General features: G+C 39.0%; 32 protein-coding genes and 1 tRNA gene. 8 read left to right on the top strand and 25 right to left on the bottom strand.

Annotated elements, in window-relative coordinates; genetic code table 11:
* Positions 1-55 precede the first annotated feature (55 nt).
* The 15 genes from DLJ48_RS06710 to DLJ48_RS06640 form a co-directional block, all read right to left on the bottom strand.
* Positions 56-433, bottom strand: a complete 378-nt coding sequence (locus DLJ48_RS06710) for an ASCH domain-containing protein (RefSeq protein ID WP_128686714.1) — start codon at positions 431-433, stop codon at positions 56-58.
* Entirely contained in the window at positions 411-1,508 is a 1,098-nt protein-coding gene (locus tag DLJ48_RS06705) for a GNAT family N-acetyltransferase (protein WP_128686713.1), read from the bottom strand. Before DLJ48_RS06705 ends, DLJ48_RS06710 begins: the two co-directional genes overlap by 23 nt.
* A 158-nt stretch (positions 1,509-1,666) precedes the next feature.
* Positions 1,667-2,158 carry an ArpU family phage packaging/lysis transcriptional regulator gene (locus tag DLJ48_RS06700; RefSeq protein WP_128686712.1) on the bottom strand — a complete coding sequence of 164 codons (492 nt, stop codon included), beginning with the start codon at positions 2,156-2,158 and terminating at the stop codon, positions 1,667-1,669.
* A gap of 11 nt (positions 2,159-2,169) precedes the next feature.
* The gene (locus DLJ48_RS06695) at positions 2,170-2,529 is read right to left on the bottom strand and encodes a RusA family crossover junction endodeoxyribonuclease (protein WP_243148542.1); all 360 of its coding nucleotides are present in this window, start codon (positions 2,527-2,529) and stop codon (positions 2,170-2,172) included.
* Positions 2,510-2,995, bottom strand: a complete 486-nt coding sequence (locus DLJ48_RS06690; protein WP_128686710.1) for an SAM-dependent methyltransferase — start codon at positions 2,993-2,995, stop codon at positions 2,510-2,512. Before DLJ48_RS06690 ends, DLJ48_RS06695 begins: the two co-directional genes overlap by 20 nt.
* Positions 2,996-3,149: 154 nt before the next feature.
* Complete coding sequence (locus DLJ48_RS06685; RefSeq protein WP_128686709.1) at positions 3,150-4,436, bottom strand: replicative DNA helicase; 1,287 nt, start codon at positions 4,434-4,436, stop codon at positions 3,150-3,152.
* A complete protein-coding gene (locus DLJ48_RS06680) occupies positions 4,420-4,965 on the bottom strand; it encodes a hypothetical protein (protein ID WP_128686708.1) in 546 nt (181 codons plus the stop codon). The genes DLJ48_RS06685 and DLJ48_RS06680 overlap by 17 nt, the downstream gene beginning before the upstream one ends.
* Positions 4,962-5,702, bottom strand: a complete 741-nt coding sequence (locus DLJ48_RS06675; RefSeq protein ID WP_128686707.1) for a conserved phage C-terminal domain-containing protein — start codon at positions 5,700-5,702, stop codon at positions 4,962-4,964. The genes DLJ48_RS06680 and DLJ48_RS06675 overlap by 4 nt, the downstream gene beginning before the upstream one ends.
* Positions 5,703-5,714: 12 nt before the next feature.
* Positions 5,715-6,173 carry a single-stranded DNA-binding protein gene (ssb, locus tag DLJ48_RS06670; protein WP_128686706.1) on the bottom strand — a complete coding sequence of 153 codons (459 nt, stop codon included), beginning with the start codon at positions 6,171-6,173 and terminating at the stop codon, positions 5,715-5,717.
* Positions 6,170-6,847: a Sak single strand annealing protein gene (locus DLJ48_RS06665; protein ID WP_128686705.1), complete on the bottom strand. Its 678-nt coding sequence runs from the start codon at positions 6,845-6,847 to the stop codon at positions 6,170-6,172. The genes ssb and DLJ48_RS06665 overlap by 4 nt, the downstream gene beginning before the upstream one ends.
* Positions 6,844-7,782, bottom strand: coding sequence for a DUF1351 domain-containing protein (locus DLJ48_RS06660; protein ID WP_128686704.1), 939 nt, complete (start codon positions 7,780-7,782; stop codon positions 6,844-6,846). The genes DLJ48_RS06665 and DLJ48_RS06660 overlap by 4 nt, the downstream gene beginning before the upstream one ends.
* A gap of 18 nt (positions 7,783-7,800) precedes the next feature.
* Positions 7,801-8,187, bottom strand: coding sequence for a hypothetical protein (locus DLJ48_RS06655; RefSeq protein ID WP_128686703.1), 387 nt, complete (start codon positions 8,185-8,187; stop codon positions 7,801-7,803).
* Positions 8,184-8,444: a hypothetical protein gene (locus DLJ48_RS06650; protein ID WP_128686702.1), complete on the bottom strand. Its 261-nt coding sequence runs from the start codon at positions 8,442-8,444 to the stop codon at positions 8,184-8,186. Before DLJ48_RS06650 ends, DLJ48_RS06655 begins: the two co-directional genes overlap by 4 nt.
* Positions 8,445-8,603: 159 nt before the next feature.
* The gene (locus DLJ48_RS06645; RefSeq protein WP_128686701.1) at positions 8,604-8,804 is read right to left on the bottom strand and encodes a hypothetical protein; all 201 of its coding nucleotides are present in this window, start codon (positions 8,802-8,804) and stop codon (positions 8,604-8,606) included.
* A gap of 11 nt (positions 8,805-8,815) precedes the next feature.
* Positions 8,816-9,040: a helix-turn-helix domain-containing protein gene (locus DLJ48_RS06640; protein ID WP_128686700.1), complete on the bottom strand. Its 225-nt coding sequence runs from the start codon at positions 9,038-9,040 to the stop codon at positions 8,816-8,818.
* A gap of 128 nt (positions 9,041-9,168) precedes the next feature.
* Here DLJ48_RS06640 and DLJ48_RS06635 point away from each other — a divergent pair, with 128 nt between their 5' ends.
* The 6 genes from DLJ48_RS06635 to DLJ48_RS06610 all read left to right on the top strand — a co-directional run bounded on the left by DLJ48_RS06635 (position 9,169) and on the right by DLJ48_RS06610 (position 12,980).
* Positions 9,169-9,813 carry a S24 family peptidase gene (locus DLJ48_RS06635; RefSeq protein WP_128686699.1) on the top strand — a complete coding sequence of 215 codons (645 nt, stop codon included), beginning with the start codon at positions 9,169-9,171 and terminating at the stop codon, positions 9,811-9,813.
* A 41-nt stretch (positions 9,814-9,854) separates the two neighbouring features.
* A complete protein-coding gene (locus DLJ48_RS06630) occupies positions 9,855-10,673 on the top strand; it encodes a DUF4428 domain-containing protein (protein WP_161566117.1) in 819 nt (272 codons plus the stop codon).
* Between the two features lie 66 nt (positions 10,674-10,739).
* Positions 10,740-11,384, top strand: coding sequence for an ion channel (locus tag DLJ48_RS06625; protein ID WP_128686698.1), 645 nt, complete (start codon positions 10,740-10,742; stop codon positions 11,382-11,384).
* A gap of 1 nt (position 11,385) precedes the next feature.
* The gene (locus tag DLJ48_RS06620; RefSeq protein WP_128686697.1) at positions 11,386-11,640 is read left to right on the top strand and encodes a hypothetical protein; all 255 of its coding nucleotides are present in this window, start codon (positions 11,386-11,388) and stop codon (positions 11,638-11,640) included.
* Between the two features lie 41 nt (positions 11,641-11,681).
* Positions 11,682-11,921, top strand: a complete 240-nt coding sequence (locus DLJ48_RS06615; protein WP_128686696.1) for a helix-turn-helix domain-containing protein — start codon at positions 11,682-11,684, stop codon at positions 11,919-11,921.
* A 15-nt stretch (positions 11,922-11,936) separates the two neighbouring features.
* On the top strand, positions 11,937-12,980 hold the full coding sequence (locus DLJ48_RS06610) for a site-specific integrase (RefSeq protein WP_128686695.1): 1,044 nt from the start codon (positions 11,937-11,939) through the stop codon (positions 12,978-12,980).
* 139 nt (positions 12,981-13,119) lie between these two features.
* Here the strand turns inward: DLJ48_RS06610 and DLJ48_RS06605 are convergent.
* Positions 13,120-13,203, bottom strand: a tRNA-Leu gene (locus DLJ48_RS06605).
* Between the two features lie 109 nt (positions 13,204-13,312).
* Between DLJ48_RS06605 and mscL the strand changes: the two genes are divergently transcribed.
* Both mscL and DLJ48_RS06595 read left to right on the top strand, forming a co-directional pair.
* A complete protein-coding gene (gene mscL / locus DLJ48_RS06600) occupies positions 13,313-13,702 on the top strand; it encodes a large-conductance mechanosensitive channel protein MscL (protein ID WP_128686694.1) in 390 nt (129 codons plus the stop codon).
* Positions 13,703-13,857: 155 nt separating this feature from the next.
* Entirely contained in the window at positions 13,858-14,523 is a 666-nt protein-coding gene (locus tag DLJ48_RS06595) for a deoxynucleoside kinase (RefSeq protein ID WP_128686693.1), read from the top strand.
* Positions 14,524-14,654: 131 nt separating this feature from the next.
* Here the strand turns inward: DLJ48_RS06595 and DLJ48_RS06590 are convergent, their stop codons facing one another.
* The 9 genes from DLJ48_RS06590 to DLJ48_RS06550 all read right to left on the bottom strand — a co-directional run bounded on the left by DLJ48_RS06590 (position 14,655) and on the right by DLJ48_RS06550 (position 26,181).
* Positions 14,655-15,491, bottom strand: a complete 837-nt coding sequence (locus DLJ48_RS06590) for an undecaprenyl-diphosphate phosphatase (RefSeq protein WP_128686692.1) — start codon at positions 15,489-15,491, stop codon at positions 14,655-14,657.
* Positions 15,492-15,501: 10 nt separating this feature from the next.
* Complete coding sequence (gene pepV / locus DLJ48_RS06585) at positions 15,502-16,920, bottom strand: dipeptidase PepV (protein WP_128686691.1); 1,419 nt, start codon at positions 16,918-16,920, stop codon at positions 15,502-15,504.
* Complete coding sequence (locus DLJ48_RS06580; RefSeq protein ID WP_128686690.1) at positions 16,913-18,574, bottom strand: putative polysaccharide biosynthesis protein; 1,662 nt, start codon at positions 18,572-18,574, stop codon at positions 16,913-16,915. Before DLJ48_RS06580 ends, pepV begins: the two co-directional genes overlap by 8 nt.
* A 48-nt stretch (positions 18,575-18,622) precedes the next feature.
* Positions 18,623-19,543 carry an ABC transporter ATP-binding protein gene (locus DLJ48_RS06575; protein WP_128686689.1) on the bottom strand — a complete coding sequence of 307 codons (921 nt, stop codon included), beginning with the start codon at positions 19,541-19,543 and terminating at the stop codon, positions 18,623-18,625.
* A complete protein-coding gene (locus DLJ48_RS06570) occupies positions 19,540-20,694 on the bottom strand; it encodes an ABC transporter ATP-binding protein (protein ID WP_128686688.1) in 1,155 nt (384 codons plus the stop codon). Before DLJ48_RS06570 ends, DLJ48_RS06575 begins: the two co-directional genes overlap by 4 nt.
* A gap of 1 nt (position 20,695) precedes the next feature.
* A complete protein-coding gene (locus tag DLJ48_RS06565) occupies positions 20,696-21,709 on the bottom strand; it encodes an ABC transporter permease (RefSeq protein WP_128686687.1) in 1,014 nt (337 codons plus the stop codon).
* Positions 21,702-22,631, bottom strand: coding sequence for an ABC transporter permease (locus DLJ48_RS06560; protein ID WP_128686686.1), 930 nt, complete (start codon positions 22,629-22,631; stop codon positions 21,702-21,704). Before DLJ48_RS06560 ends, DLJ48_RS06565 begins: the two co-directional genes overlap by 8 nt.
* Before the next feature lie 63 nt (positions 22,632-22,694).
* Entirely contained in the window at positions 22,695-24,359 is a 1,665-nt protein-coding gene (locus DLJ48_RS06555; RefSeq protein ID WP_128686685.1) for a peptide ABC transporter substrate-binding protein, read from the bottom strand.
* 157 nt (positions 24,360-24,516) lie between these two features.
* Positions 24,517-26,181: a peptide ABC transporter substrate-binding protein gene (locus tag DLJ48_RS06550; protein WP_128686684.1), complete on the bottom strand. Its 1,665-nt coding sequence runs from the start codon at positions 26,179-26,181 to the stop codon at positions 24,517-24,519.
* Between the last annotated feature and the right edge of the window lie 162 nt (positions 26,182-26,343).

The raw sequence follows: 26,343 nt of genomic DNA, 5'->3' as shown, positions 1-26,343 counted from the left end.
AAATCTGGTCTAAATCCTGACCAATTATCTGTGCCTGTATCAACATGCGTGTTTTTTACTTCACATAGACAAAAGATTGTGGAGCATTTTTTATGTTCTTATTGATGTCTTTCAATGTTTTAGGGGAACTGTATTTGATTGCCTGAGATATTTTGATCGCATAAGCATTTTTCTTCTCAAGAAAATAGTTGAAAAAATTCTTTTGAGATATTCCAGCAGATTCTTTGGTTGTGTCCCAAATCTCTGAAGGTGATCCTTTTAAAACATTTTCTATTTTAAACTCTCCAATAACCAGTCCCTCTGGCATCGTTGAGTAGACAATGACAGAATCAACATCCATTCTAGAAAAAATAACTTTTCGATATTCAAATTTTTTTGTACCGTTAAATATCTTATTTGCATATTCTGGTTTAATTGACAAAATAATTTTCACTAACATCACCTAATTCGAGTATCCTATCAAATTGTGTATCTGATAAGCGATCTATCCCTATTCTTCTTTCTGTATCAATCACATTATTGTCAATTAGCATCTGTCTTGTAGGATATTTTTTGAAAGAGAAATTATAAAGGAAACGAATTACCCAAGGATATCTTTGAGAATGCCAAAGATTCTCCAATTCCGAATCCGCAAAAATAGATTGTCCTTTTAAGTAACTGACAAACATATCATAATTATCAAAATCTGATATGTTTGTTATTTCTTCAACCGTTCCAACTGTAGAAACAACCGATCTAAAATATGCAGATCCTTGGATATCAGTCATTCTATAGACAACCACTAAATCGTTTCTGTGAAGATTTATTGCATTAGAATTTCCAGACAAATAAATCTTTTCGACATTGTTGAAAGGGGTATTGTCCGCAGGAGTCAAAGACCTTTCCGTCGCCAGCCTGGATTCACTAAACATTCTTTTATGATATTCGGGAGCAATTGGTAGTAAATACTTAGATGCTAAATCAGTTTTAACAAATGGGAATCCACTCACAATATCGTACTTCCCATTGTCTGGCTTAAATTTTTCCAGCACTACTTCGTTTCCCTTATTGCCTGCTTTGAAAAAACCAAATCTTAGAAGCGTTTTTTCAAGATCGTCGATATCTCGAGCAACTCGCTCATAAAGTGTAACGTAAATAAATCCAAGATTCTCACTATCTTCCACAAAGCGTCTCAACGCAATTGCTAAAAGCCTTTTCCCTAAACCGGTCCCTCTGTGAGAGGGATCGACCTTAAACGTGCCAATTTTTATTCTTCGTCCCGCTAAGAAAGGGTCAAAGCTAGTATCTAAGTCATCTTCTAATTTTAAATATAAAAAAGCCGTTACTCGGCCATTGTTGTCACGTGCTATATAGGCAGAAGCTCCACTCTCCTGCTTTCTGCCAAACCAATCTCTAAAATCGTCATAATTATCTTTCAAACTATCAAAAAAATGATCATTCAAATCTATCTCGGAAAAATTTTGGACTCTTAAAATGTCATTTGTTCTCATAACAACAACAGCTTTCAACTATAAAATTATTTCTATGCTTCAATCATATATTTTTTAGTCAAAAAAGATACATAAATCACTTTTAATATTACCGCCGTCTCAATCAAAATAAAAACCAGCACACGGCTGGCCTTATCTTTAATCCTTCGACTCTATCAATATACAAAATATTTGACCTACATAAGTTCTGCGTTTGTACTATGTTTGTAAGCTTTTTTAGAATAGACATGGAAATCATCGTCCCCAAGATAGCCATCTGCAAAGTAATATAGTGCCTTATTCATATGCTCATTAGCTTCCGTCCGGCTTAAGTGGTGCATCTCAGCAATATCACTCCACAAGCGCTCATGATAAATATTATCAATGTAGTAGCTGATAAACAGACGCCGATATTTCAATGGCATGGCTCTAATCGCATTCACACAGGCATCAAGTTTGCTTTGTGCTTCCAAACGCCTGGCCAGCTTGTTTTCTTGTGAATTACCAGCTGATGGCGACTTAGGCATGTCCGACCAAACGGAAGACTTGAGATCATCGGTTGAAGAGCCTGCCTGAGTGACCAGACGCTCGAACTTGCTGGGACGATTATGCACGGCTTTAAAGAAAGAACGAACATTTTCAATCGTGGCTTTCTCATCTAGTTCGGCGAGCAAACTTGTCTGTTCCATCGGTACTCCTTTCATTTGATTTTGTTGATAACGATTCTGACTTGTTCTTTGCCTGAATTGAAATGCTTTGTAATCGTCGACTTGGTAATTAAATTATCATCAGGAACGACTTTTGCTTTGACCAGCGTATCTGTTAAAGCTTTAAAGACATTGTCGATATCTGCTTTAGGGTGCAATTTGAACCAGGCTTCATAACTGAACTCATACTCCCTGGCATCCTTGGTCTCAGCATAAATAGCTTGCCAATCTGAATGCGTATATATGGCCCAATCTTGACGAAATTTTGCGTATGTCTTAGGATACATGACACGCTTGCCAACTCTAGGTCTGGCAGCAGGAACAGCTTTAATGTCATAAGTCTTTTGAAACAATATCCGCTCCTTTCATAAATACTAGCCAATGTGTCTGACTACGTTTTTGGCCAAACAATGGTTGGTATGGAATTTGCTTTAATAAATCTGGTAAAGGAATCTGACTATCGTTCCATTTGAATATCAACGTGCCATATGGCTTTAGCACTCTCATCGCCTCATCAAATCCCTCTCTAATAATTTCTGGCCAATTATCTGCATCGAGTGTTCCGTACTTTTTAGCAAGCCAACTATTTTTGCCTGCATGAATTAAATGCGGTGGGTCGAAAACTGCTAGATAAAATGTATTTTCATGGAATGGCAAGCCCTTAGTAAAATCTGCTTGTACGTCTGGATCAACATTAATCACATGACCTGTTGGCAACTTTTCAAAGTCAATACGCTTATCAACGAAAGTGGCGATAGAATTTTGTTTATCAAACCAGAACATTCGTGATCCACAACATATATCAACTATTGGTGTCATTTTCTCTGCCTTCCTTTTAGCTGTTCAACCTTAGCTTCCGTACTACTAATCAGACTTTCGATATACTTGTGCCGCTGATAGCTCATCTCAAACTGCAGATCAAACTTGTAGCCATTTACTAGTGTTTGAAGTTCAGCTATTTGTTTTTCCAACCTCATGCAGTTCGCTCCAAAAAGCGCTGCTTTTCTTTGCTAAAGATGAGATAAACTGTTCCACGCTCGCCATTTCTGTTTTTGGCGATAATGAATTCGGTTGTGACTTCTTTGGGATCTTGCTCGTTGGGCTGATTTTTGTAGTAATCATCTCGGTATAAAAACGCCACCATATCAGCATCTTGCTCGATTGACCCTGAATCACGTAAATCAGACAGCATCGGACGTTTATCACTTCTGGATTCAACTGACCTGCTTAATTGACTTAAGGCAACCACAGGCGCTTTTAGGTCTCCTGCCATGACTTTTAAGCCACGACTAATTTTTGAAACTTCGTTGACACGATTGGAATTCTTGTTCTCTTTTGTGTCTATGAGTCCGAGGTAATCAACCATCACTAAACCAATTTGCCCGTGCTTTCTTTGAAAACTGAAGACTTTGGCTTGGATATCATCAATTGACTGTAGCGATTCATCATCAAGATAAATATTTCGCTTAGCTAAAATATCTCTTGCAACTAGCACATTTTTCAGTTCATCTTTGGTCATATGACCTGTTTTGATTTTCCAAAGGTCAACATTTGAGACAGATGCCAGTAAACGCAAGTTTAAGGAATCATCACTCATTTCAAGACTGAACAATAAAATTGGTAAGTCAGTGGACTTAGAAGCACCTCGCAGCATGTTTAAAGCCAACGCTGTTTTTCCAACTGATGGTCTGGCTGCAATAATCGTCAGTTCGCCAGGCTGTAAACCCAAAATCATTTTGTCGATTGTCTTAAATCCTGTAGACAAGCCAATTTGTTTGCCTGGATTATTGAAACGATCTTGTATTTGACTTAGTGTACTGTCCAAAGCCGTGTGCAAAGATTTAATGCTGGATTCAGATTCGTTATAAGTTGCCATAATCTGATTCAAGTTCTGCATGACTGATTTTGAATCAGCGCCATTTTCTAAAGCGCTTTTAGCAACATTAATGCCCTGTTCTAAGCGTCTTGCAAACGCCTGTTTTTTAACTGATTTTAAATAATCAGAGACACGTTTTGGGTTAACTGGCAAATCAGTCAAATGATTAATCAAGTCAACATCTTTGGTTGTCTGCAAAATAGAAACGCCGTCAATGCCAAGGCTTAAATCAAAATTATGCTTGATGATCTTGAAAGCCTTAATAGCTTGATCATCGACTAAATCGCCATGTTTGAGTCCTGACTGGATCTGTAGATATATATCTTCTGGGTCAGAACTCATTAGTACGGATGCCGCTAATAACTGTTCAGGATTTTCTGTCATATTTCGCTCCTTTCATATCTTTTCTGTTCATAAATGCGATAAAGTCGCTTTCTGAAATTTGATCATCCAGATACGCCCTATACGCACGCTGGGCTAATAAATCTTTATTCACTGGTTCTCTTCCAAACGGTACTTGCACAAGTTCATCAAAGTTTGGGACAAGTTTTCGATAATCACCTAATTGGTCTTTAGGGTGAACCAATATATGCGTCATCAAGTCAACAATTGAACTGATAATCTGTTTGGCTTGTTCGTCAGAGCGATTAATCTTTGAGCGGCTCATCATAATCTTTAAACGCCGATCAGAACTTAACTCATTCGCTTCTTGAAACTTCTTTAGTAGTTTTATCTTGGCAATCACATTTCTTGTGAATAGTCGTTCTGGATCATAAATGGCAGCTAAGGCTGTTGTTAAGTCATAAATGCGATCTTGATACGCTGTCCACGAACAATACAGCTGATTAAAATTTTTTGGTGTTAATCCTTCGATTAAGCCGCTCTCTTCTCTAGCGGAATTCTCTTCTCTCATGCCCACTGTCCTTTACCCTTAAGTTCTTCAGCAGTTGGTATATGGTTTAAGTTCAAAACATGTCCTTGAGGAATCTTATTAATATATTCTTCAAAATGTGTTTTATTAAATAAAGTGCTAGGTCTTAAATACTCATTCATTTTTGTATCTTCCAACCAATCACTAACTTTTAAATCAATCACTTTCTTAAAGTCCTTTAATTGATATCCTTCTTTAAACAAAGACTTAATTAATGAAATATTCTTACTGCTTGAACTCTTAAATTTCTTACCAGTCTTCTCATTTAAATAAGTAAGAACATTCTCAATATCAATCTCATTCTTCGTACTAACTCCACTAACATCTTCTTGACTATCCTTACCTAACCTAACCTTACCTACGTCGACAGGTTGTATACATTCTGTATACATACCAGAATCGTCAGTCGATAATTTATTAAATTCCCCTTGATGAAGTGTTTTGTGATAACGATCTTTGGCAATGTAGTTGTGAATTTTCCAATCCCTTATGAGAACGACTCCGCTTTGGAATCTGAACACAAATTGTTTAGCGATTAATATTTTTAAGTCATCATCATTTGCGCCAATCATTCTTTGAATTGAAAGTACGCTATCAACGAATCCGTCATCATCAGCATGCATGTTCATATGGAAGTAAAGAGCTTGAGTTGAAAGCGGCATAGACAAGAAAACATCCGTATCAGTAATTTTCTTGCTAAACATTCTTCTTTCTGCCATTCAGTCTCCTTTCTAAAATGGCAAATCTGAATCATCAATCTCAACATTTGGTTTTTGATTCCTCACACTGTTATTGACATTCGTGCCAGTTCCGTGGTTGTCAACTGGTTGTTGGCTGCTGCCATTGCTAGTTCTTCTTGCTTCACTTTCAGCCCGCGTTTCCAACAACTGAAAGTTATCAACCACGATTTCGGTCACATAAACTTTCAGTTGTTGGTCGTTGTCATAAGTGCGCGTTTGCAGTCTACCTTCAATGCCCAGCATGGCGCCTTTGCCAGTGAAATTGGCTAGGTTTTCGGCTGGTTTTCTCCAGATAACGCAAGAAACAAAATCTGTTTCACGATCACCTGCTTTGTTCTTGAAATTTCGTTCAACTGCTAATGTGAATGAGCCAACGGCATCACCTGAACCCGTGTAGCGCAGTTCGATATCTTTAGTTACTCTGCCAACTAGTACAACTCGATTAATCATTTCTTGTCTCCTTTCTTTTCTTGAGCTTTCTTTTTCAACTCATTAATCATTTCCAAAGCCGAACCAAAATTATTGCTATCAATTTGAGACAAGTCTTTAATTGCTAACCGCTTAAAGACAAATTGTTTAATGACTTCTTCGTTAGTGGCTGACAATTCAGAAACTTCTTTTAACAAACGACCGATGGTATCAAGCTGATTTTCAGTTGCTAGCTCTGGTTCGATAGTTGGCAAGTCTTCGCCGGCATAGATATAAATGCCAAGTCCGAACATCGCAATATTTTTGACCAAGCAGCGCATAATTGCTTTATTGATATCGAACATCGTGGCTGATGCAACAGTAATTGATTTCCCAGACTTAAACTTGATTTGATATTCGTGGTCAAGCATGGCTCGATTATTTCCGTCCATGACTGGTAGCCACATTTCATGAGTCAAATCATTAATCGTGATTGACGTAAAAACCATATATCCAGTTTTGTTGTCATAAACATAAGGCAGTTTGTTCTCGAATTTTTCAATCGTATAAGTAGCGCTTGGAAAATATTTTTGAAGTTCTGACCAAGCCCATGTCCAAGACAAGTAGGATAAAGTGACTTTACCTGTGTCCTTTTTCTCGACACGTCCGTTGACATCTATCTCGCTCAATTGCTTAAAAATGCTTTTATCAGTCATGATTTGTTCTTCCATGATTCTTTTTCTTTGATACCGAACAGCTTTATTTGGTTAATCATTAAGAAGTTATCCAACTTTTCTTTCTGGTCTTTAGTCAAGATCAGACCGTAGTACCAGAACACAGGTTTTTCAACTTTTTTGATACGTTCGCCTGTGTCTGTATCAACTACGACATCGTTGATAACTTGCTGGTGAGACGCTTCTTCTTCAGCCTTTAATTCGGCATCTAGTTTGGCTTGTTCGGCTTGTTTCTTGGCGTTGTCGATGTCCAAATTAATAGCTCGAATAATATCAGCTGGCTGATAATCCATTGCTGTCAGCATTCTCAAATACGGATCTGGATTGACTTGCTTAGCATCTGCATAGGCTCGAACAGTCTCAAGATTTGATTCCTCGGTAGCTTTCTGCCTTTCTAAACTGCGGAAAGTTTCGGCAACGGTTCTTGTGAGGCTCACGGCTAATCCGGACGATTTGGTGAAATTCGTTTTGTTCGTCCAATCTTCCGGAATTGAGAAATCGGTCAGAACTAAGTGCGGGTAGCCTTGGATAACATCTTGCAGATAATTTTCTAAGACTGTTTCCCTTTCAGTACGTTGCCGGTCTTCTAAGCCCTTTACTCCCTGGTCAATTGAACTTGAAGCCTGTTTCGTCTTGTTTTCTAAATCTTTTAGGAGGCTTTCTACTTCCGCAAACGGTTTTAAAATTTCCTTTTTGATTGAAGTCCGCTGTGCTGCTAAAGCCTTATTTAATTTATTTAGATCGGCTCGGCTCTTTTTGGCTTCTGTCAATGATTCATCAGTAATCAATAAGTCCTGATATTTGGTAATCTGCTTATCGACATAAGATGTCAACAGTTCGCTATTTTTGAGTTCGATTACAGCCGGCTTATAATCCAAAACCGGCTCGATACTTGCGGATATTTGCATTTCTGTCATATACTTAATTTGTCCTTTCTAGTTGATTTGGATTTCCTTGCTCTCAGCGGACACTGAGAGCTTTTTTAATAGTCTTTCCTGAATACCGGCAATATCGGCGTGCTCTTTTGTGTTGTGTGCTTTAGCACTTAACTGCCGTGCAGCAGATGTGAAATTGTCAGGATTCAGTGAATAGATATATCCACGCTGTCCACTTGTAATGAAGTTATGCGGGTCTTTTCGAATCAGATAAATCGCATATTTTCGTAACTTACGCCGATAATCTTTGCCAAGATTTAAAATGTTATCCAGTTCATTAGCAGTAAACCAGATTTCCGGATTATTCTTGAGAAAATACAAGAGTTTTTCTGCACTTTGGATATCTGGTAGCTCTAATCGTTCATAAGGGCTGATTGTTTCTGTCATGCTGTCCTTTCCACATGGACTTTTCTGCCATAGATAACGGCATATTGAAAGTTTCTGCTGTTTTGTTCTTTTGCTTCGATTTTTTCGATCATTTCAGTCGGTGTAATTGCCACACAGTAGCCGTGATTTTTAATCAGATCAGCTGATAGCTTTTCAGCTGTTGCTAAATCGAACTCAGCATGTTCTGACCAATCGGACCACTCGTGTTTGACATTGAGATAAAGATGAAAATGTGCTTGTCTGATGATGAATGTCATATATCAGTACCCGTTCCAAAAACTTTTAAGTCCTTTCCAAATTGATCCTTTGCCATTTCGGCGCATGAGTTCAGCAAATATAATTAGTCCACCAGCTGCGCATGTGAAGCTGAAACCGACCATGAATTCTAATAAAAGTGTCATTCTTCTTTGTTCCCTTCACTTCATTTCGATTGAATATTTTTTTAGCAATTCTGTTGAGAATTGACCACCTTGTTTTTCAATGCCCATATTGAGAAATACTCTTGAATATCTGATGTTCTTGTTAAAGTAATCAGGATTTCTATTTAACAGTCCTGCTGCTTCAATGACACCAACAAGGTACTTTTCATTAGGCGGAAGTTTTAATCGTGCTACCATGTGAGTCCTTTCTATGATTTATTCATAGTATTTGTCCAAAATAAAATAGAATTAATAGAAATTCCGGTCGCTTTTGCAAAACGCTCTCCAACATCAAATCTCATCGGAACAGCGTAGCTTTCATAGCTATCGTAGGTCGGACGGCTAATCCCCAGCTCTTTAGATATTTCAGATTTAGTCTTCCCGGCCCTTGATCTAGCACCTTTTATGGTGAATAAAGCTGTGTTTGAAATCATAATCATCTCCTTCCTTACTATGATTAAATCATAGTTTAAATATGATGTAAATGCAATTTTACTAATTCTAAAAAATATAAACGTAAGAAAATCTTTACTTTTAAATCATAAGAGCCTATGATTTGTCTATGAACAAAATGGCGTTAAACATAAGAAAGCTACGTGATAGTAAGCATCTAACTCAAGCCCAATTTGGGAAATTAATCAATCAAGCCGGCCCCACAGTGGCGTCTTGGGAACAAGGCAGATCTAAACCTCGTATGGATGCTGCAATCAGAATATCTAATATATTCAATATCAAATTATCTGAATTAAATGGCGATGATGAAATTGAAAATTCCGTTCAAATTGAAAATGCATCTCAAAATTTACCGGTCCTTGGAAGAATTTTTGCCGGAGCCCCAGATGGTGTTGAACAGGATATTGATGGAAAAGTTGCCATTGATCCTCAGATTATAAGTCGCTATGGAATTGATAATCTCATGGCCTTAAGGATTGACGGAGAATCTATGAATAAAGTTGTTCATAATGGCGCTATCGCTATTATCAATAAAACCGATGAGTATGTTAACGGCGATATTCTGGCAGTTATTATTAATGGCTACAAGGGAACCCTAAAACACGTTTTTAAATATGACGACCATATTCGGTTTGAGCCGGATAGTTATTTACGTGATTTTCAGCCGTTCGAGTATTCAATGGATCAAATTGAAGATGATGATCCTACCGTAATCATTGTTGGTAAATACTTATACAGTATTGATGGACTTTAATTAATAATGTGCAACGCCACGTTAATCCGGGGAGAAAAATAATGGCAAAGAACTGTGCTATTTGTGGTAATGCAATAGGATTAATCGATTCTCGTTTTAAGCTTACAGATGGTTTAATGTGTTCACATTGTGGTAAAAAACTTGGCTTGAGTACATTCTCGATATCTGCCGTCGAGCAAGCCTCGAAAATGTCATCAGCAGATGTGAAAGAACAAATTAACACCGTTGGATTAAGTTTTTTTCAAAATATCAAAGATGAGAAAAAGAAAGATAAGGAAGCTGATCTGATTCGCTACGAATCAATCTTAAAAGAGTTTAACAACAATAGTTCTGTTGTGGCTGGAAACTTGATTTTTAGCGATTCGCAAAAAGAAATATTACTCAAAAAAAGTTTATTTAATCGAGTCTATAAGATTTATCAATACACTGATTTAACAGGTTGCAAACCGATTGTTCATGGGTCAGAACAGAAAAAGCATCATGGTATCACAAGAGCGTTAGTTGGCGGAGCTTTGCTTGGTGGAGCGGGTGCTATTGTCGGCGCAGTAACAGGTGGAAAGAAATTCAGCGTGATCAATGAACTATCATTGGATATTTTTTTCAGAGATAATTCAACTCAGCATATCTCATATATTTCAACTGAAACAAAAACAGATTCATTTACATATAGAGAATCAGAAAAACAACTTAATTTCTTGGTAAACAAAATTAATAGTATTGTGTCTGATTCAACGGTTGAGAAAACTGTGCAGCCTAATAATCAAGTAGATAATCTAAGAGAATTAAAAATGCTTTTGGACGACGGCATTATTACTCAAGCCGATTTTGATACAAAAAAGAAACAGTTGCTTGGGTTATAGTCATCGGTTGTTTTATGTAGTAAGTATACACAGCACGTGCAGCGCCACGTTAATCCGCCAAAGAAAATGAAAACGAAACTCTTAAATATCTTTTTATATTTGCTTGCTGCTGTCTCTATTCCGCTTGCCTTCATGGACACATCCAAAGCACCACTTATGTTCGTCGACTGGGGTATTTGGATCATTTTTGTTTTTGACTATTTCTTTGAATTCAAACTAGCCAAAAATAAAAAAAGCTATGTCAAGCACCATATCATCGAACTGATCTCAATCATTCCGTTTAATGCATTCCCAGCATTCAGAATTTTACGAATAGTCCGGGTGTTCGCCTTTTCAGGACGTTTTCTACATAAAACCAAAGATTTTCTCATCGAAACAAAAGTCTATATTGCCTTTATTATCACTGGCATTATTCTAATTATTTCAGGTTTGCTCTTCGCTTTTTATCAAAGAGATAACTTCCTAGACGGTTTGTTATGGGCTTTAGGCGTTGCAACGACCAGCGGATCACCTTTTACAGCCACGAAAATGGTGACTAAAATTGTCAATATTATTCTAATGTTTACCGGGATTGGCTTAGTTGGCTACTTCACTGGGGCATTGGCCAGCTGGCTCACTAAAGATGATATTTCGAATGCCGATATTGACAAAAAGCTAAACAAGGTACTAGATGAAATCAATCAAATAAAAACGTCAAAGAAAGAAGAATAATATGGCAGCATTCATTATCATTTCAATATTTTTAATATGGTCAGCCTTTAAGTGGTTTAACAAAGCTCTTCCATTTATTCTAGTTGGATTAATTTTATTATTTGCAATTTTGTTCTTAATCAAATTCTGGTGGCTTTTTGCAATTATTGCTTTAGGTGTTTGGTATTACTTTTACAACAAGAAAAAGAAGACGAATAAAATCAGCAAATCAGATTCAGATCATTTAGTCGATCCAGACAATAAAATTCTGAAATAGCTATATTAGCCACCCTACCGTGGCGTACATAAGGAGCCAATATGAACGACAACCAAAGAGTAAAACATTTCACCTCTCAATTAAACAAGGCCTTGCAGGAATCAGATCTTAAGATGGCTGACATTATTAAAAAAATCGGCATTGTTCCCGCAACATTTTATGCCTGGCGAAAAGGCAAAATACTTCCAAGACTGTCAAGTCTGAAAAAACTAGCCCAAGTATTTGGAAAAGATGTTGCTTGGTTTATCGGGTCATGGTTATTTTTAATACAGCTGGATTAATCATAAGGAGCAAATATGACGAGTTTTTATCAGCGTGGTAAAACCTGGACTGCTAATGTTTCGTTTTATCAAGATGGTCTGCGTAAGCGTAAAACAAAATCAGGCTTTGCACTAAAAAAAGATGCCAAAAAATGGGCATCTGAAATTGAAAATACTAGCCTATCAGCGACTGCGTCAAGCGATCGTTTATTGTCGGATTACTTTGAAAGCTGGTTTAAAACATATAAGGCTGATAAAGCCAATAAAACCATTTTGCAGTATCAAAATACGTTAAATGACATTAAGAAATTTATGCCAGCAGCAACACTTGTCGATTTCACTAGAAAAGATTTTCAAACATTTTTAAATAAGTTCGGTCAAAATCGATCAAAGGAAACGGTGGCGAAACGAAAAGTACAAATTGCAGGTGCATTGCGTGATGCCTATGCCGATCATTTAATCAAAGAAGATCCAACGCAACGACTGAATATTTTTTACACTAGGCCATCCAAAGATCCTGACTTAAAGTTTTTAGAAAAGGCCAGCATCATCAAAATACTGTCAGAAACGTCAAAAAGGTTGTCCCTAACGAATTTTCTTATTACAACCGCCCTATTGAGTGGAGGACGTTTTAGCGAGCTGAGAGCTTTGATTGATAGCGACATCGACCCTGTAAAGCGAACAATTTCAATTAACAAATCAGTAGATGAAATTACCGGCCAAGATAAAGAAACAAAAAACAAAAGTTCAATACGAACTATCTCAATGCCAGACAGCTGGTGGGAGCAATATCGAAGTTATCAGCACGATGGCGAGCGTTTATTTGAAATTAGTAACAATGCAGCAAACAAAGCGTTAAGACTATTACTGCAGCGATTAAAAATCAAACAGGTCACTTTCCATGCCTTGCGTCATAGCCATGCAAGTCTATTATTGGCCGATGATATCTCGATTCAATATGTAAGTGAACGCTTAGGCCATGCTAATGTGGCAATTACTGAATCTGTTTATGCACATTTGTTAGCAAATAAACGATTGTCTGAAGAAAGCAAGGCTATGAAAAAACTAAACAATTTGTAGCCGCTTTGTAGCCCAAAAAATAGAAACATGTGTAATAAGGCGGAATAAATAAATTTTTGTAGAACACTTAAAGCCTTGTGAGAGTAAGAAAAAACCGGTATATCAACGTTTCTGATATACCGGGTAAATCATACTATTATGCCCCGAACAGGAGTCGAACCTGCACGAGATTGCTCTCACAGCGACCTGAACGCTGCGCGTCTGCCAATTCCGCCATCGGGGCAAAAGATGATGCTGTTTTTGGCAACCTCTATATTATCGCAAAAAAAAGACTAAATATGACATTTTTTTGATATGATTTTCAAGAAAGTTTTAAATTAGGGGTAAAAAGAATGTTAAATGAGTTCAAACAGTTTATTATGCGGGGAAACGCAATTGATTTGGCAGTTGGTGTCGTGATGGGAGCTGCTTTCACTGGCATCGTGAAAGCGATCGTCACCTATTTGATCGGGCCGATCATCAGTTTGCTTGCTGGCGCCGTCGATTTATCATCGCTTAAGTTTTCGATCGGTCCTGCTGTTTTCAAATACGGTATTGTTTTGAATGAAATTATTAACTTTGTCATGGTCGGTTTTGTTATATTCTTGATCATTAAAGCGATTAATAAGTTCTTTAAAAAGAATGAAAAAAAAGAAGAGGTCGAATCTGGTCAGGAAATTCAATTGCTGACTGAAATTCGTAATGAACTTAAAAAAACAAATCAGTCTACGAACAAAGCTTAACGATCATTAAAATTTTGTAATATTTTTTAAGCGCTGAGAATGCGCTTTTTGTATATAACAATTCTTATTTTTTTAAAAATCCACAGACTTATCCACCCTTTTCTGTTCCCCTTGATGATAAGTTATTTAAAGATAAAGATTGAAAGCGGGGAGATATGGTGATAATAACAGCGGGAATGATTGGCGTCGGCAAAACAACTTTAACTAAGCTGATTTCTGAGCACTTAGGAACAGAACCTTTTTATGAACCAGTAACAGATAATCCAGTTCTCCCCCTGTATTATTCTGATCCAAAGCAATATGGTTTCCTATTGCAAATATTTTTCTTAAATCGTCGCTTTAGCATGATTAAATCAGCATTAGCTGACAATAATAACGTTTTGGACCGCTCAATCTATGAAGATGCTCTTTTTACTGAACAAAATCATTTAGATGGCAACATTTCGGATCAGGAAATGACCGTTTATAATGAGCTTTTAAACAATATGATGTCGGAATTGCAGGGCTTAAATAAAAAAGCACCAGATTTAATGGTTTACGCCGATACAGACTTTGAAACGATTCTTTATCGTATTAAAAAACGTGCCCGTCCCTACGAACAATTTGACAACAATCCCTCTCTACGAGACTATTACCATAAAATGTGGGCTGCTTATAAACAATGGTTTGAAAATTATGATGAATCTCCCAAAATGAGAATCGATTTGCAGCGTTGGAATTTGGAAGATGCTGAAAATCAAAAAGTCGTTTTATCAATGGTTGATGACAAACTTGCAGAATTGCGCGGCCATGGTAGCTCATCGAATATGCGTATTGCCTAATTAAAATACCCGAAAAGGTATTTTTTTAACCGCTGCATTTGTTTGTATAATACAACTACCTTACCAAAATAAAAAACCCAAACACTACAAATTCTTTCAATGAAGATAATTTGTAAAAATTGGACTTAAAATTATTTAATGACTCCTAGAGCACCCATCAAAATAACTAATGCTCCGAGAATAATACGATACCAGCCAAAAGCCTTAAAATCATGTGTTTCAATAAATTTCAGCAGCCACTTAATAACCACATAAGCAACCAAAAACGAAACTAACATACCAACCAGCAAGATCACAATTTGTTCAAAGCTAAACATACCGTAATTGTGCAAATAAGCGCCAATTTTCAAAACCGAAACACCTAGCATTGTTGGAATCGACAAGAAAAATGAAAATTCCGCAGCAGCTTCACGGCTAACACCAATCGTGAGGCCGCCAAGAATCGTCGCACCAGAGCGAGACGTGCCAGGAACAATACTAAGCACCTGAAAGAAACCAATTTTCAAAACATCAGCTAAAGTTAAATGACTAACCGAACGAACACGCGGTTTTCTGTTTTTCTGATAATTTTCGATGAAAATAAATGCAATACCATAAACGATCAAAGCAATTGACACAACTAAATAGTTAGTCAAATGCTGATCCATCCAATTATTCAGCAGGAAACCAATAACAACTGACGGAATCACACCAACAACAACTTTTACCCAAGTTGACCAAATGTTAAAACGCTGTTTCTCCGTTTTGTCGTTACCAAAGGGCCACAAACGCCGCCAATATAGCAAGACGACCGCAATAATCGCGCCAAGCTGAATAACATATTCAAAGGTAGTTGTAAAAGCATGACTGGGCGAAATTTTGACGAATTGGTCGATAATAATCAAATGCCCAGTCGATGAGATCGGCAAAAATTCCGTAATTCCCTCGACAATGCCTAAGATAACTGCTTTTAAAATTCCAAAAATCATGTGCTGCTCCTTAATCTAAATTAGCTATTTCGTAAATGGCCTGAGCATAAATCGAAGTTGCTTTGGTCAGATCCGCTAGTCGAAAATTTTCGTTGGCTTGATGCATTGTCGCCTCTGCATCAGGAAATAAGGCGCCATAACCGACACCTCGAGTCATTAAGCGGCCAAAAGTTCCACCACCAATCACTTTACCATGTGCCGGTGCGCCTGTCTGCTCATGATAAATAGTCAATAATGTTTCAACTAATGGATCACTTGGTGAGACATAGTGCGGTGCTTGAGAGAATCCCTTATTGACAAATTTTGAGTCGATACCTGATGGCTTACTCAGATTTAATTGCTTTAAAATTTGGTCATCACTAGTACTTTTTGGAAAACGTGTGTTGATATCAATGAAGCTATCTTGATTCTCAGTGAAATTCATGATACCAACATTCATCGAAAGGTCCCCCATGACATCATCGTGAGAACTCAAACCCAGTTTTACCCCTTTTGGATCTTGATGGGCAATGCCGCCTAAGTAGGTCAGAAAACTGGCAGCATTCCCCGAGAAGGGAAAGACACTTAAAAAATTTGCTAGATAAGTACCGGCATTCTCGCCTTGTTCCGGCCATGCGCCATGTGCCTGCTTACCGTTAAAAGTAATCGTTAATCGTTCTTGATCAAGCGTGATCGTGGCAGAAATAGCAGCATTAGCAGCTAAATAATCGGACAGTTTGTGATGAACTTCCGTGACATCGCTGCCCTGAATCACAGCAACTGCCTTACCTGGCACCATGTTCGTCCGATAGCCTGATTGAAAATTTATTAATTTGAGCTTGCTATTATTTTTACCAGTGAAATGAATTTGATATTGAGAAAGACCCTTTTCGCCGTTGATAATTGGAAAATCAGCATCTGGAGAAAAACCAAGCAAAGGCGTTGGCTGATTTTTGAAGTAGTAATTCATACCAGTCCAATCATTCTCTTCGTCACTCCCCAAAATAAAGCGCACTTTGTGTTTTAATGGCAACGCTAGATCACGTACGATCTTCAAGCCGTAATAGCCAGCCAAAGCAGGACCCTTATCATCGGAACTGCCGCGACCAAAGATTTTACCATCCTTGATGACAGCCGTAAAAGGGTCTGTTTGCCATCCGTCACCAGCTGGCATCACATCAACATGAGCCAAAATACCCACATATTGGTCATCCGCCGACGCTGGTGCATATTCCAAGTAACCAACGATATTTTTTAAATTAACAAACTTAAATTGATCACGCTTTGCCAAATCAGCAAATTTTAACAAACCATCACGTGGACCAGGACCTAATGGTGTCTCTGAGCTAGCCTGGCTGTCATCGCGCACTGAGTTGACTGAAATTAGTGCTTTCAAATCGGCTACTATGCCAGGTTCATTTTTTTTTGCCTCTTTTTGCCAATCAATCATTTTTCGCTCCTTTTAAAAATCGTGCCGGTATAAAACGTCTTAACAAATCATTGGCAACATTGAACTTCATCAAAAGAATAATACCGACGAAGGCACCTACGATAACTGCTACCAATAAAACAAAGATCTGAGCAAGACGTGTTAAAGGCACAAAATTTTCTAATATCTGTGTCGTAGCCCAAGCAGATAGCAGCACTGCGATCGCAGTTAAATTTGTTTTCAAAAGATCATTTTTTGTATCAGAAACAGCAACCTGGTAGTCTTGACTAATGTCATGAGCTAAATACCAGCAACTAAACAAAAAGCCAACCAAAGTGCTCAGCATAGCACCCTCAGCCTGCAGCAAAAAAATCATCGGCACTTGGAAAACGATTTTCAGCAGCATGCCGTAACCCAGCGATCTTAGGGCAATTCTAGCATTTCCGAGTCCTTGAACGATAAAAGATAATACTGTAAAGAAACCATAGAAAATTGCGACAATAGCACTTATTTGAAGCAATTGAACACCAGCAGTTAGATTAGGATCGCTAGTACCATAAAAAACCGTATACATTGGTAAAGCAACAGCGTATAAACCAAAAGCGCTGACAAACATCGCAACAAAAAAAAGACGATAAATATTCTTGATCTGTTTTCTAATACTTGGCCAATCATGATTCGCATAAGCATTAGACAGCATCGGCAAACTTGTCTCAGCGATCGCGATCGCGATCGGCACAATGATCATAACTAATTTATTTGCATTAGCATTAAAGCGGGCAAACTGAACGATCAGCTGCTGATCAGAGAAGGCAAAGAAGCGATCCATCGCCAAGAAAAAACTATATTGGTCAATTAATTGATAAAAAGTCACTGCCGAGGCAACGATAACAAAAGGCACAGCTTTTTTTAAAATCCCATAGACCAGTTCTTTAGCATTGGCATGAACTTTGTGTTGAGATTTTTTAGCATTCGTCATAAAACGACTGCGATTAACAGAAAAAGCGTAAAGCAGATAAGCCAACCCTAGGATAGCGCCAATAAAAGCGGCAAAGGTCGATTGAATAACTGCACCATGCCAATTGACCGAATTAGCTTTTAAAACAATATAAGTGCCGGCCAGCATATAAACGATTCTTGCGACCTGCTCGATAATCTGACTGATCGCTGACTCTTTCATCATCTGATTGCCTTGAAAGAAGCCGCGAAACATCGATAAAATAGGAAAAATAAAGACAGACGGTACCAAAGACCAAAGCACCGGCGTTAAGGACGCATGACCAGCAGCCAGTAAAGGCGCGAAAACAGCTAAGATCACGGCCGATGCTAATCCGGTCAGCAAGCCAACTTTAAGCCCCTGCCATAATAGTTTCATCGAAATTTGGGCTTCATGAATGGCATTATAATGGGCGATCAAGCTACTAATTGCTGTCGGAATCCCAGCAGTTGCTACCATTAAAAACATGGCATAAATCGTATAGCCCATATTAAAAAGGCCGTTGGCCTCAGTGGAATATTTACCCACGATAATCGTCCAAGGGATGATATATAAAGCGCCGAGCACGCGCGAGAATAAATTGCCAAAAGTTAGCCAAGCAGACCCTTTGACTAATTGTTTTTCAATACTCTCTGAACCCGTATCCCTAGCCGCTGATTGTTGATTAATATTTATCAAAAGAATCGCTGTTTACATTCTACTAAAAAAGCGCAATAAAAAAAGCAGTTAACCCTTCATGAATTCCGCTGCTTCTTCATCGGTAGAAAGAACTAAATGACCAGGCTGGATCTCGTGCATTGTGCGTTTTTGGCCATCTGTCTCGATCGAAGGATCATAGTCGATCGGCTGACGTGCCAATTCTGCTTCTGGGTCTGGAATCGGAATAGCGCTTAAAAGACTTTTGGTATATGGATGAATCGGATGTCCATAAACCTCATCAGAAGTGCCGATCTCCAAAATTTTGCCCCAATGCATCACGCCGATACGGTCAGAGATATATTTGACCATAGATAGATCATGTGCAATAAACAAGTAAGTCAGCTTTTCCTGCTTTTGTAGTTTTTTCATCAAATTAACAACTTGAGCTTGAATCGAAACATCCAAAGCCGAGATAGGTTCATCAGCAACGATAAACTTTGGTCGGACAGCTAGTGCTCGGGCAATACCAATGCGTTGTCTTTGGCCACCAGAAAACTCATATGGATAACGGCTAGAATGATCTTTATTCAAACCAACTAATTCCAATAAACGTTCAACCTGCACATCACGATCGTTCTTATCTGCGGCTAAATGATGAATATCGATTCCTTCAGCGATAATATCCTTGATCTTCATACGACCATTTAAACTCGCCTGAGGATCTTGAAAAATCATCTGAGCATCTTTACGAAAAGTTTTTAATTCAGAGGCACTCATCTTTAAAACGTTATGGTCTTCAAACGTGATCTCGCCTGATTGAGGTGTATATAGTTTTAAAATCGTACGGCCGATCGTTGTTTTGCCTGAACCAGATTCACCTACTAGGCCGAAAACCTCTCCTTCATATATATCAAAACTCACATTGCTGATGGCTTTGACTTCATTGGCTTTGCCAGCATTAAAAGCGAGATTTAGGTTCTTAACTTCAAGTATTTTCTTTGCAGTCATAGATCCCCCTTTTCAGCCGACTTAGCGTCAGTGCGTAAGGATGCCGTATCCTTAGCCGTTTTGTTCTGTCCAGCTACACCATATTTGGAAATCTTTGGCAAACCGCCTTGACTAGCCAGCTGTTTCCAACGATGCCAACGTTTCAATATTGATGCAGGCGGTGTCACTTTAGGTGCACGTTTATCCAAAAGCCAAGTAGCGGCAAAATGAGTCGCACTAAGCTGAAAAAATGGTGGTTGTTCCTCATAATCAATATCCAAAGCATACTGATTTCTCGGCGCAAACGGATCACCCTTCGGTAAATTCAATAAATCCGGCGGTGTACCAGGGATCGAAGCCAATTCAGTTGTCGCTAAATCAGTTGTCGGCATAGAATTCAACAGGCCCCAAGTATAAGGATGTTGCGGATTATAGAAAATTTCTTCAGTTGACCCATATTCCACAATTTGGCCCGCATACATGACAGCGACTTTGTCAGCCATGCCAGCCACTACACCAAGGTCATGTGTAATGAAAATAATCGAAGAATCAATTTCAGTCTGAATCTTTTTCATCAGATGCAGAATCTGGGCTTGGATCGTAACATCTAAAGCCGTAGTTGGTTCATCAGCGATTAAAATATCCGGATTGCCAGCCAAGGCAATTGCAATAACCGCACGTTGACGCATGCCGCCAGACCATTCATGCGGATAATCATCAAAATGTTCTTCGGCTTGTGGAATGCCAACTTGTTTCATCAATTCCAGAGCTCGGCTAGCCGCTGACTTATCATCAGCGTCATCATCATGCAGTAAAATCACTTCCATGATTTGTTTGCCGATCTTCATTGTGGGATCAAGACTAGTCATCGGATCTTGAAAAATCATGGCCACTTCGCCACCGCGGAGTTCCTCAAATTCCTCCTCGCTGAACTTCAATAAATCCTTGCCTTTATAAAATATATGGCCAGTTGAAATTGAAGCATTGCTGGCATTCAAACCCATCAAAGTATGCGTCGTCACTGATTTGCCAGAGCCTGACTCACCAACGATTGCCAACGTTTCACCTTGATTTAAATCAAAAGAGACGTCGCGAATCGCTTTGATCGTGCCAGCATAAGTATGAAATTCCACTGATAAATTTTGAACTTGTAATATTGGTTTTTCAGACATCTTAATCTCCTTGACCACTGCTCTTTGGATCAAATGCATCCCGTAAACCATCACCAAAAAGATAAAATGCTAACGAAATCAAAACAAGTACCGTTCCGGGAATGAAGATCAAATAAGGATAATACTGCAATTCATTGCGGGCATCATTGATCATCGAACCAAGGGATGAGGTTGGCGGCTGAACGCCTAAACCAAGGGCTGATAAAATCGCTTCAGAAGTAATTGACTGAGGGATCGTCATCATCAATTGAACAATGATCGTTGAACTGATATTTGGAATAATATGCTTAAGTGCGATCTTGATCGGACTTTCACCCAAAACAGTTGCCGCTAATACATAGTCCTGTTCCTTAACCGACAGGGTCTGAGCACGAATTTGGCGAGCCATATTTGTCCAGCCGCTTAAAATGAGCGAAATAATAACCGACCAGATACCAGCGCCAAGCAAAAGTGTAAATAACGTTACGATAACAATAAATGGAATTGAACTTAAAATTTCAATAAAACGCTGCAGAATAATATCGATCCAGCCGCCCTTCCAAGCTGAATAAACACCATAGGCAACACCGATAACCAAGTCTCCTAGCGAGGCAACTAGCGCGATCGTCAATGAAATACGAATACCAACAATCACTCTTTTTGCGACTGAGCGACCGGTATCATCAGTACCTAAAATAAAATTCTTGCTAGCAGGAACGCCTTGTTCTTCATATACATCACTACCAGCATGCTTGCCTTCCCAGCCCGGAATCGGCAGACCTGATTTTGGTGGGAGATCCTTGTAAACTGAAATCTCATTTGGATTGAATTTGTTGGCTTGATCTTGACTTAAAAAAGGTACCATGATGATCGTGAAAACTGAGATTACGATCAAAAACCACATGGAAACAACGGCCACTTTGTTGAGCTTCAAACGGCGCCAAGCATCCTGCCAAAAAGTTAACGACGGTTTTTGAATTTTTTCGTTATCAGAACTGTTCTCAATTCCAACAACTTCGAATTTATTTTCAGTCATTGTTGTCTGCCCCCAAACGAATTCTCGGATCCACTATCGCCGTTGCAATGTCACCTAACAAGATCATCACTTGCAGCAAAACCGTATATACGACCGTCGTACCCATGATAACTGGAAAGTCTTTTGAAGAGATAGAAGAAACAAACTGGTTTCCAATTCCTGGTATTGAAAAAATCGATTCTACTAAAGCTGAGCCAGTCAGCAAATTAGCGGTTAAGGGACCAAGCAAAGTCAGGACTGGAATCAAGGAATTCCTGACAGCGTGTTTCATAATTACCTGACCTTCATCTAAACCTTTAGCGTAGGCTAACTGAATCTGATCAGAATTTAAGGTCTCAATCGTCTGCGAACGACTAAAACGAGCAACGAAAGCGATAACGCCCATGCCCAAAGCTAAGGTCGGCAGTACACTAGACATCCAAGAATCCCAACCTGTAATTGGGAAAATTGGTATATCGATCGCAAAGAAAAGCATTAACAGCATGGCTAGTAGGAAATCTGGTAAAGCTGTAAAAAACAATGTTAGAACACTCAAAGAATAATCACGAGCTGTGTTCTTGCGCATTGCTTGGTAAGTGCCGATCCACATGCCCAAAGGAACACCAATAATCAGAGCCTGCAGGCCAAGCTGCATAGAAACAGGCAAGCGCTGCCCGATCATTAAGCTAACGCTTTGACCAGTGTTGATATAAGAGGTACCAAAATTAAAATGTAGCGCATTCACTAAATAATTTAAGAACTGCTGCCACACAGGTTTATCCAAACCATACTGCTTATTTAAAAGCGCGATCTGTGAAGCGGATAGCTTAGGGTTGTTAAATGGTGAACCCGGCATCCACTGCATCAAGATGAAAGTCAACGCAGTTACAATGAAGATCGTCAAAATCATCATTGCTATTCTTTTTAAAATATATTTAGCCATGCCTTTTCCCTTTTTGAATTATGTAGGAGAAAACCCGATATAGCAGTTTCCCCGAAAATCAACTTACTTAGTACGATAAGCATTCCAATAATAGTAAGGAGCGCCAGAAGAGAAATACTGAACACCCTTCACTTTAGGATTAGAAAGAACAGCTGCATTCATCCAATCAATTGGGTTAACAGCCGACTGATCATACAAAATTTTCTCTGATTTAACTTCATTAGCAGTTCGTGCTTTAGCATTCAAAGCATTCGTTGTCGTCGCATCAGTAATTGTTTGATCAAAGGCCTTATTAGTCCACTTGCCATCGTTGTTAGGACCATCTGTCACAAACATATTCAGGAAAGTTTGTGGTTCGGCATAATCAGCTCCCCAAGCAGTTAAAAGAACATCAAAGTTATGATTGATCGCATCTTGCAAACGCTGTTTGAAAGGCACGAACTTTTCTTTAACTGTCAAACCTGGCAGCTGCTGCCATGACTGTTGGATCGTATCGAGAGTTGGCTTAGTTGTCGATGAATCAGAAGAAGCTTCGACTGTCAAAGTCAGTTTAGTCAAGCCTTCTTCTTTAAGACCTTCCGCAAACAGCTTCTTAGCTTTGGCAATACTGTAACTATAGGCCGTAGCCTTGGCAGCTGCTTTGGCGAAGTCGCCACCCGTTGAGGTGAGGGCCAAGCCAGACGGCGTCATACCAGTCGCTGCTGTATCGAGTCCTTCAGAAATAGCTTGAGAAATGGACTTACGGTCAGTTGCTAGATTCAAAGCTTCACGGATCTTAGCATTGGTCAAAGCCTTAACTTGGCCAGTCTGATTATATTCAATATAATCTGTACGAGAACCACTATTGATTTTTAGGTCCTTAGAGTTCTTATACTTTTTGATCTGCTCTGGTGTACCCAAAGTTGTTTGGTCGAGCTGGCCTTTATTAAACAAGGCAACTGGTGCTGTTGCATCGGTGATGACTTGGAAGTTCACACCATCATTTTTAACGTTTTTAGCATTCCAATAGTTTTTGTTAGGGACTAACTTAAACTTTTTGTTGGAACCATTCCAGCCAACGAACTTGTAAGGTCCGCTATAAACTTGTTTAGCTGCACTCGTACCAACTTTTTTGCCAAGTGGTGTTTCAAACTTTTTGTCTTGAGCAAAGAAGACTGGGAAAGCCATCAAGTTTTCAAACTGCGGCATTGGATGTTCCAACGTCACAACCAAAGTGGTTTTGTTGACTGCTTTGATACCCAAAGAACTGAGATCTTTGTTCTTGCCAGCATTGATCGCATCGGCATTTTTGATGCCCGAATAGATATAAGCATACTGGCTAGCCGTCTTTGGATTAACTGTCCGCTGCCAGCCATAAACAAAGTCAGCTGCTGTTAAGGCGTCGCCGTTAGACCATTTCAAGCCACTACGCAAATGAAAAGTCCATGTCAGACCATCTTTTGAATGTGACCAAGTCTTGGCTAAACCAGCTGATGCTGAACCATTGGACTTTCTTGACAACAGTCCCTGCTGGACATTGCCTGCGACTTGAAAGGCATATTGATCTGTCATCTGCGACAAATCTTGAGTCGTCATATCAGTTGGCAAATACTCATTTAAAATATTTGTGCTTGTAGCAGGTTTGCTAGACAACTGAGTAGCACCTACAATGCCACCGACAACGATCACTGCAGCTAAAGCTGTAATACCGGCTTTTTTACCGGTTGACCATTTTTTCTTTTTTGCCATAAATCAATTTTCTCCCTTGAATTGCATCTCATTTCTCACCCAAAAAGTGAAAACAAAATTGCACCATTATATGCGCTATTTGAAACAAAAATCAAGTAGCAAATAACGAAAACAAATTTCATTAACTACTGAATGGATGAAAGACCAAGCGCCGTACTTACTTAGATGTCCGGTAAGCGTCCATGTAATAATAACTAGATCCTGAAGAGAAGAAATGTACGTTCTTCACTTTTGAATTGGACAAAACAGCTGAGTTGACCCAATAAACCGGATTCATAGCCGACTGATCATACAAAATTTTCTCTGATTTAACTTCATTAGCAGTTCGTGCTTTAGCATTCAAAGCATTCGTTGTCGTCGCATCAGTAATTGTTTGATCAAAGGCCTTATTAGTCCACTTGCCATCGTTGTTAGGACCTCCAGTAACAAATAGATTCAGGAAAGTTTGTGGTTCGGCATAATCAGCGTACCAAGCAGCAAGCATAACCTGGAAATTACTATTTTCTTGATCTTGCAAACGCTGTTTGAAGGGTACAAGTTTCTCTTTAACTGTCAAACCTGGCAGCTGCTGCCATGACTGTTGGATCGTATCGAGAGTTGGCTTAGCAACAGCAGAATCCGAAGTCGCTTCAATGGTCAAAGTCAGTTTAGTCAAGCCTTCTTCTTTAAGACCTTCCGCAAACAGTTTCTTAGCTTTGGCAATACTGTAACTATAGGCCGTAGCCTTGGCAGCTGCTTTAGCGAAGTCGCCACCCGTTGAGGTGAGGGCCAATCCGGCTGGTGTAAATCCAGTCGCTGCTGTATCGAGTCCTTCAGAAATTGAACTTGCAATCGTTTTACGATCAGTTGCTAGATTCAAAGCTTCACGGATCTTGATATTTTTAAGACCAGCAACTTTACCAGTCTGGTTGTACTCGATGTAGTTGGTTCCAGACTGCGGCACAACTGTGAGTTTTTTAGAGTTTTTATATTTTTTGATTTGTTCAGGTGTGGATAATGTGACCGAATCCAGCTGTCCTTTGTTGTAAAGAGCCAGACTCGCCGTCGGGTCAGTAATAACACGATAGTTCACACCATCATTTTTAACGTTTTTAGCATTCCAATAGTTTTTGTTAGGGACTAACTTAAACTTTTTGTTGGAACCATTCCAGCCAACGAACTTGTAAGGTCCGCTATAAACTTGTTTAGCTGCACTCGTACCAACTTTTTTGCCAAGTGGTGTTTCAAACTTTTTGTCTTGAGCAAAGAAGACTGGGAAAGCCATCAAGTTTTCAAACTGCGGCATTGGATGTTCCAACGTCACAACCAAAGTGGTTTTGTTGACTGCTTTGATACCCAAAGAACTGAGATCTTTGTTCTTGCCAGCATTGATCGCATCGGCATTTTTGATGCCCGAATAGATATAAGCATACTGGCTAGCCGTCTTTGGATTAACTGTCCGCTGCCAGCCATAAACAAAGTCAGCTGCTGTTAAGGCGTCGCCGTTAGACCATTTCAAGCCACTACGCAAATGAAAAGTCCATGTCAGACCATCTTTTGAATGTGACCAAGTCTTGGCTAAACCAGCTTTGGGCGAACCATTAGGTTTACGAGAAAGCAGCCCTTCCTGATCGTTCCCCGCTACTTCAAACGCGTAACTATCAGTCATTTGTGATAGATCCTGCGTCGTCATATCTGCACCCAGATATTCGTTTAATACGTTAGATGTTTTCTTGCTGCTAGTCAGTGAAACACCACCTACAATGCCACCGACAACGATCACTGCAGCTAAAGCTGTAATACCGGCTTTTTTACCGGTTGACCATTTTTTCTTTTTTGCCATTAATTATTATCTCCTCCCCTTCTCATTTCATCCAAAAAATACAAAAATTAAACGAAAATAAAATTGCGTTATTATAGGCGCTATTCCTTTTTAAAATCAAGTAAGATGTGAGCTTTTATGACAGAAAGCAAAGCTGAAAACAATTACAAAAAAATTAAACGC

Origin of the sequence: Oenococcus sicerae (genome assembly GCF_004102045.2) — a bacterium.
Lineage (GTDB): Bacteria > Bacillota > Bacilli > Lactobacillales > Lactobacillaceae > Oenococcus > Oenococcus sicerae.
This window is presented reverse-complemented; position numbering and strand designations above follow the sequence as displayed.

What these genes read in the sequence shown, in the direction of transcription:
- DLJ48_RS06700 (WP_128686712.1), bottom strand. Translation starts at nt 2,158, where the DNA reads ATGGAACAGACAAGTTTGCTCGCCGAACTAGATGAGAAAGCCACGATT.
- DLJ48_RS06690 (WP_128686710.1), bottom strand. Translation starts at nt 2,995, where the DNA reads ATGACACCAATAGTTGATATATGTTGTGGATCACGAATGTTCTGGTTT.
- DLJ48_RS06685 (WP_128686709.1), bottom strand. Translation starts at nt 4,436, where the DNA reads ATGACAGAAAATCCTGAACAGTTATTAGCGGCATCCGTACTAATGAGT.
- DLJ48_RS06680 (WP_128686708.1), bottom strand. Translation starts at nt 4,965, where the DNA reads ATGAGAGAAGAGAATTCCGCTAGAGAAGAGAGCGGCTTAATCGAAGGA.
- DLJ48_RS06675 (WP_128686707.1), bottom strand. Translation starts at nt 5,702, where the DNA reads ATGGCAGAAAGAAGAATGTTTAGCAAGAAAATTACTGATACGGATGTT.
- ssb (WP_128686706.1), bottom strand. Translation starts at nt 6,173, where the DNA reads ATGATTAATCGAGTTGTACTAGTTGGCAGAGTAACTAAAGATATCGAA.
- DLJ48_RS06665 (WP_128686705.1), bottom strand. Translation starts at nt 6,847, where the DNA reads ATGACTGATAAAAGCATTTTTAAGCAATTGAGCGAGATAGATGTCAAC.
- DLJ48_RS06660 (WP_128686704.1), bottom strand. Translation starts at nt 7,782, where the DNA reads ATGACAGAAATGCAAATATCCGCAAGTATCGAGCCGGTTTTGGATTAT.
- DLJ48_RS06655 (WP_128686703.1), bottom strand. Translation starts at nt 8,187, where the DNA reads ATGACAGAAACAATCAGCCCTTATGAACGATTAGAGCTACCAGATATC.
- DLJ48_RS06650 (WP_128686702.1), bottom strand. Translation starts at nt 8,444, where the DNA reads ATGACATTCATCATCAGACAAGCACATTTTCATCTTTATCTCAATGTC.
- DLJ48_RS06645 (WP_128686701.1), bottom strand. Translation starts at nt 8,804, where the DNA reads ATGGTAGCACGATTAAAACTTCCGCCTAATGAAAAGTACCTTGTTGGT.
- DLJ48_RS06640 (WP_128686700.1), bottom strand. Translation starts at nt 9,040, where the DNA reads ATGATTTCAAACACAGCTTTATTCACCATAAAAGGTGCTAGATCAAGG.
- DLJ48_RS06635 (WP_128686699.1), top strand. Translation starts at nt 9,169, where the DNA reads ATGAACAAAATGGCGTTAAACATAAGAAAGCTACGTGATAGTAAGCAT.
- DLJ48_RS06630 (WP_161566117.1), top strand. Translation starts at nt 9,855, where the DNA reads ATGGCAAAGAACTGTGCTATTTGTGGTAATGCAATAGGATTAATCGAT.
- DLJ48_RS06625 (WP_128686698.1), top strand. Translation starts at nt 10,740, where the DNA reads ATGAAAACGAAACTCTTAAATATCTTTTTATATTTGCTTGCTGCTGTC.
- DLJ48_RS06620 (WP_128686697.1), top strand. Translation starts at nt 11,386, where the DNA reads ATGGCAGCATTCATTATCATTTCAATATTTTTAATATGGTCAGCCTTT.
- DLJ48_RS06615 (WP_128686696.1), top strand. Translation starts at nt 11,682, where the DNA reads ATGAACGACAACCAAAGAGTAAAACATTTCACCTCTCAATTAAACAAG.
- DLJ48_RS06610 (WP_128686695.1), top strand. Translation starts at nt 11,937, where the DNA reads ATGACGAGTTTTTATCAGCGTGGTAAAACCTGGACTGCTAATGTTTCG.
- mscL (WP_128686694.1), top strand. Translation starts at nt 13,313, where the DNA reads ATGTTAAATGAGTTCAAACAGTTTATTATGCGGGGAAACGCAATTGAT.
- DLJ48_RS06595 (WP_128686693.1), top strand. Translation starts at nt 13,858, where the DNA reads ATGGTGATAATAACAGCGGGAATGATTGGCGTCGGCAAAACAACTTTA.
- DLJ48_RS06590 (WP_128686692.1), bottom strand. Translation starts at nt 15,491, where the DNA reads ATGATTTTTGGAATTTTAAAAGCAGTTATCTTAGGCATTGTCGAGGGA.
- pepV (WP_128686691.1), bottom strand. Translation starts at nt 16,920, where the DNA reads ATGATTGATTGGCAAAAAGAGGCAAAAAAAAATGAACCTGGCATAGTA.
- DLJ48_RS06575 (WP_128686689.1), bottom strand. Translation starts at nt 19,543, where the DNA reads ATGACTGCAAAGAAAATACTTGAAGTTAAGAACCTAAATCTCGCTTTT.
- DLJ48_RS06570 (WP_128686688.1), bottom strand. Translation starts at nt 20,694, where the DNA reads ATGTCTGAAAAACCAATATTACAAGTTCAAAATTTATCAGTGGAATTT.
- DLJ48_RS06565 (WP_128686687.1), bottom strand. Translation starts at nt 21,709, where the DNA reads ATGACTGAAAATAAATTCGAAGTTGTTGGAATTGAGAACAGTTCTGAT.
- DLJ48_RS06560 (WP_128686686.1), bottom strand. Translation starts at nt 22,631, where the DNA reads ATGGCTAAATATATTTTAAAAAGAATAGCAATGATGATTTTGACGATC.
- DLJ48_RS06555 (WP_128686685.1), bottom strand. Translation starts at nt 24,359, where the DNA reads ATGGCAAAAAAGAAAAAATGGTCAACCGGTAAAAAAGCCGGTATTACA.
- DLJ48_RS06550 (WP_128686684.1), bottom strand. Translation starts at nt 26,181, where the DNA reads ATGGCAAAAAAGAAAAAATGGTCAACCGGTAAAAAAGCCGGTATTACA.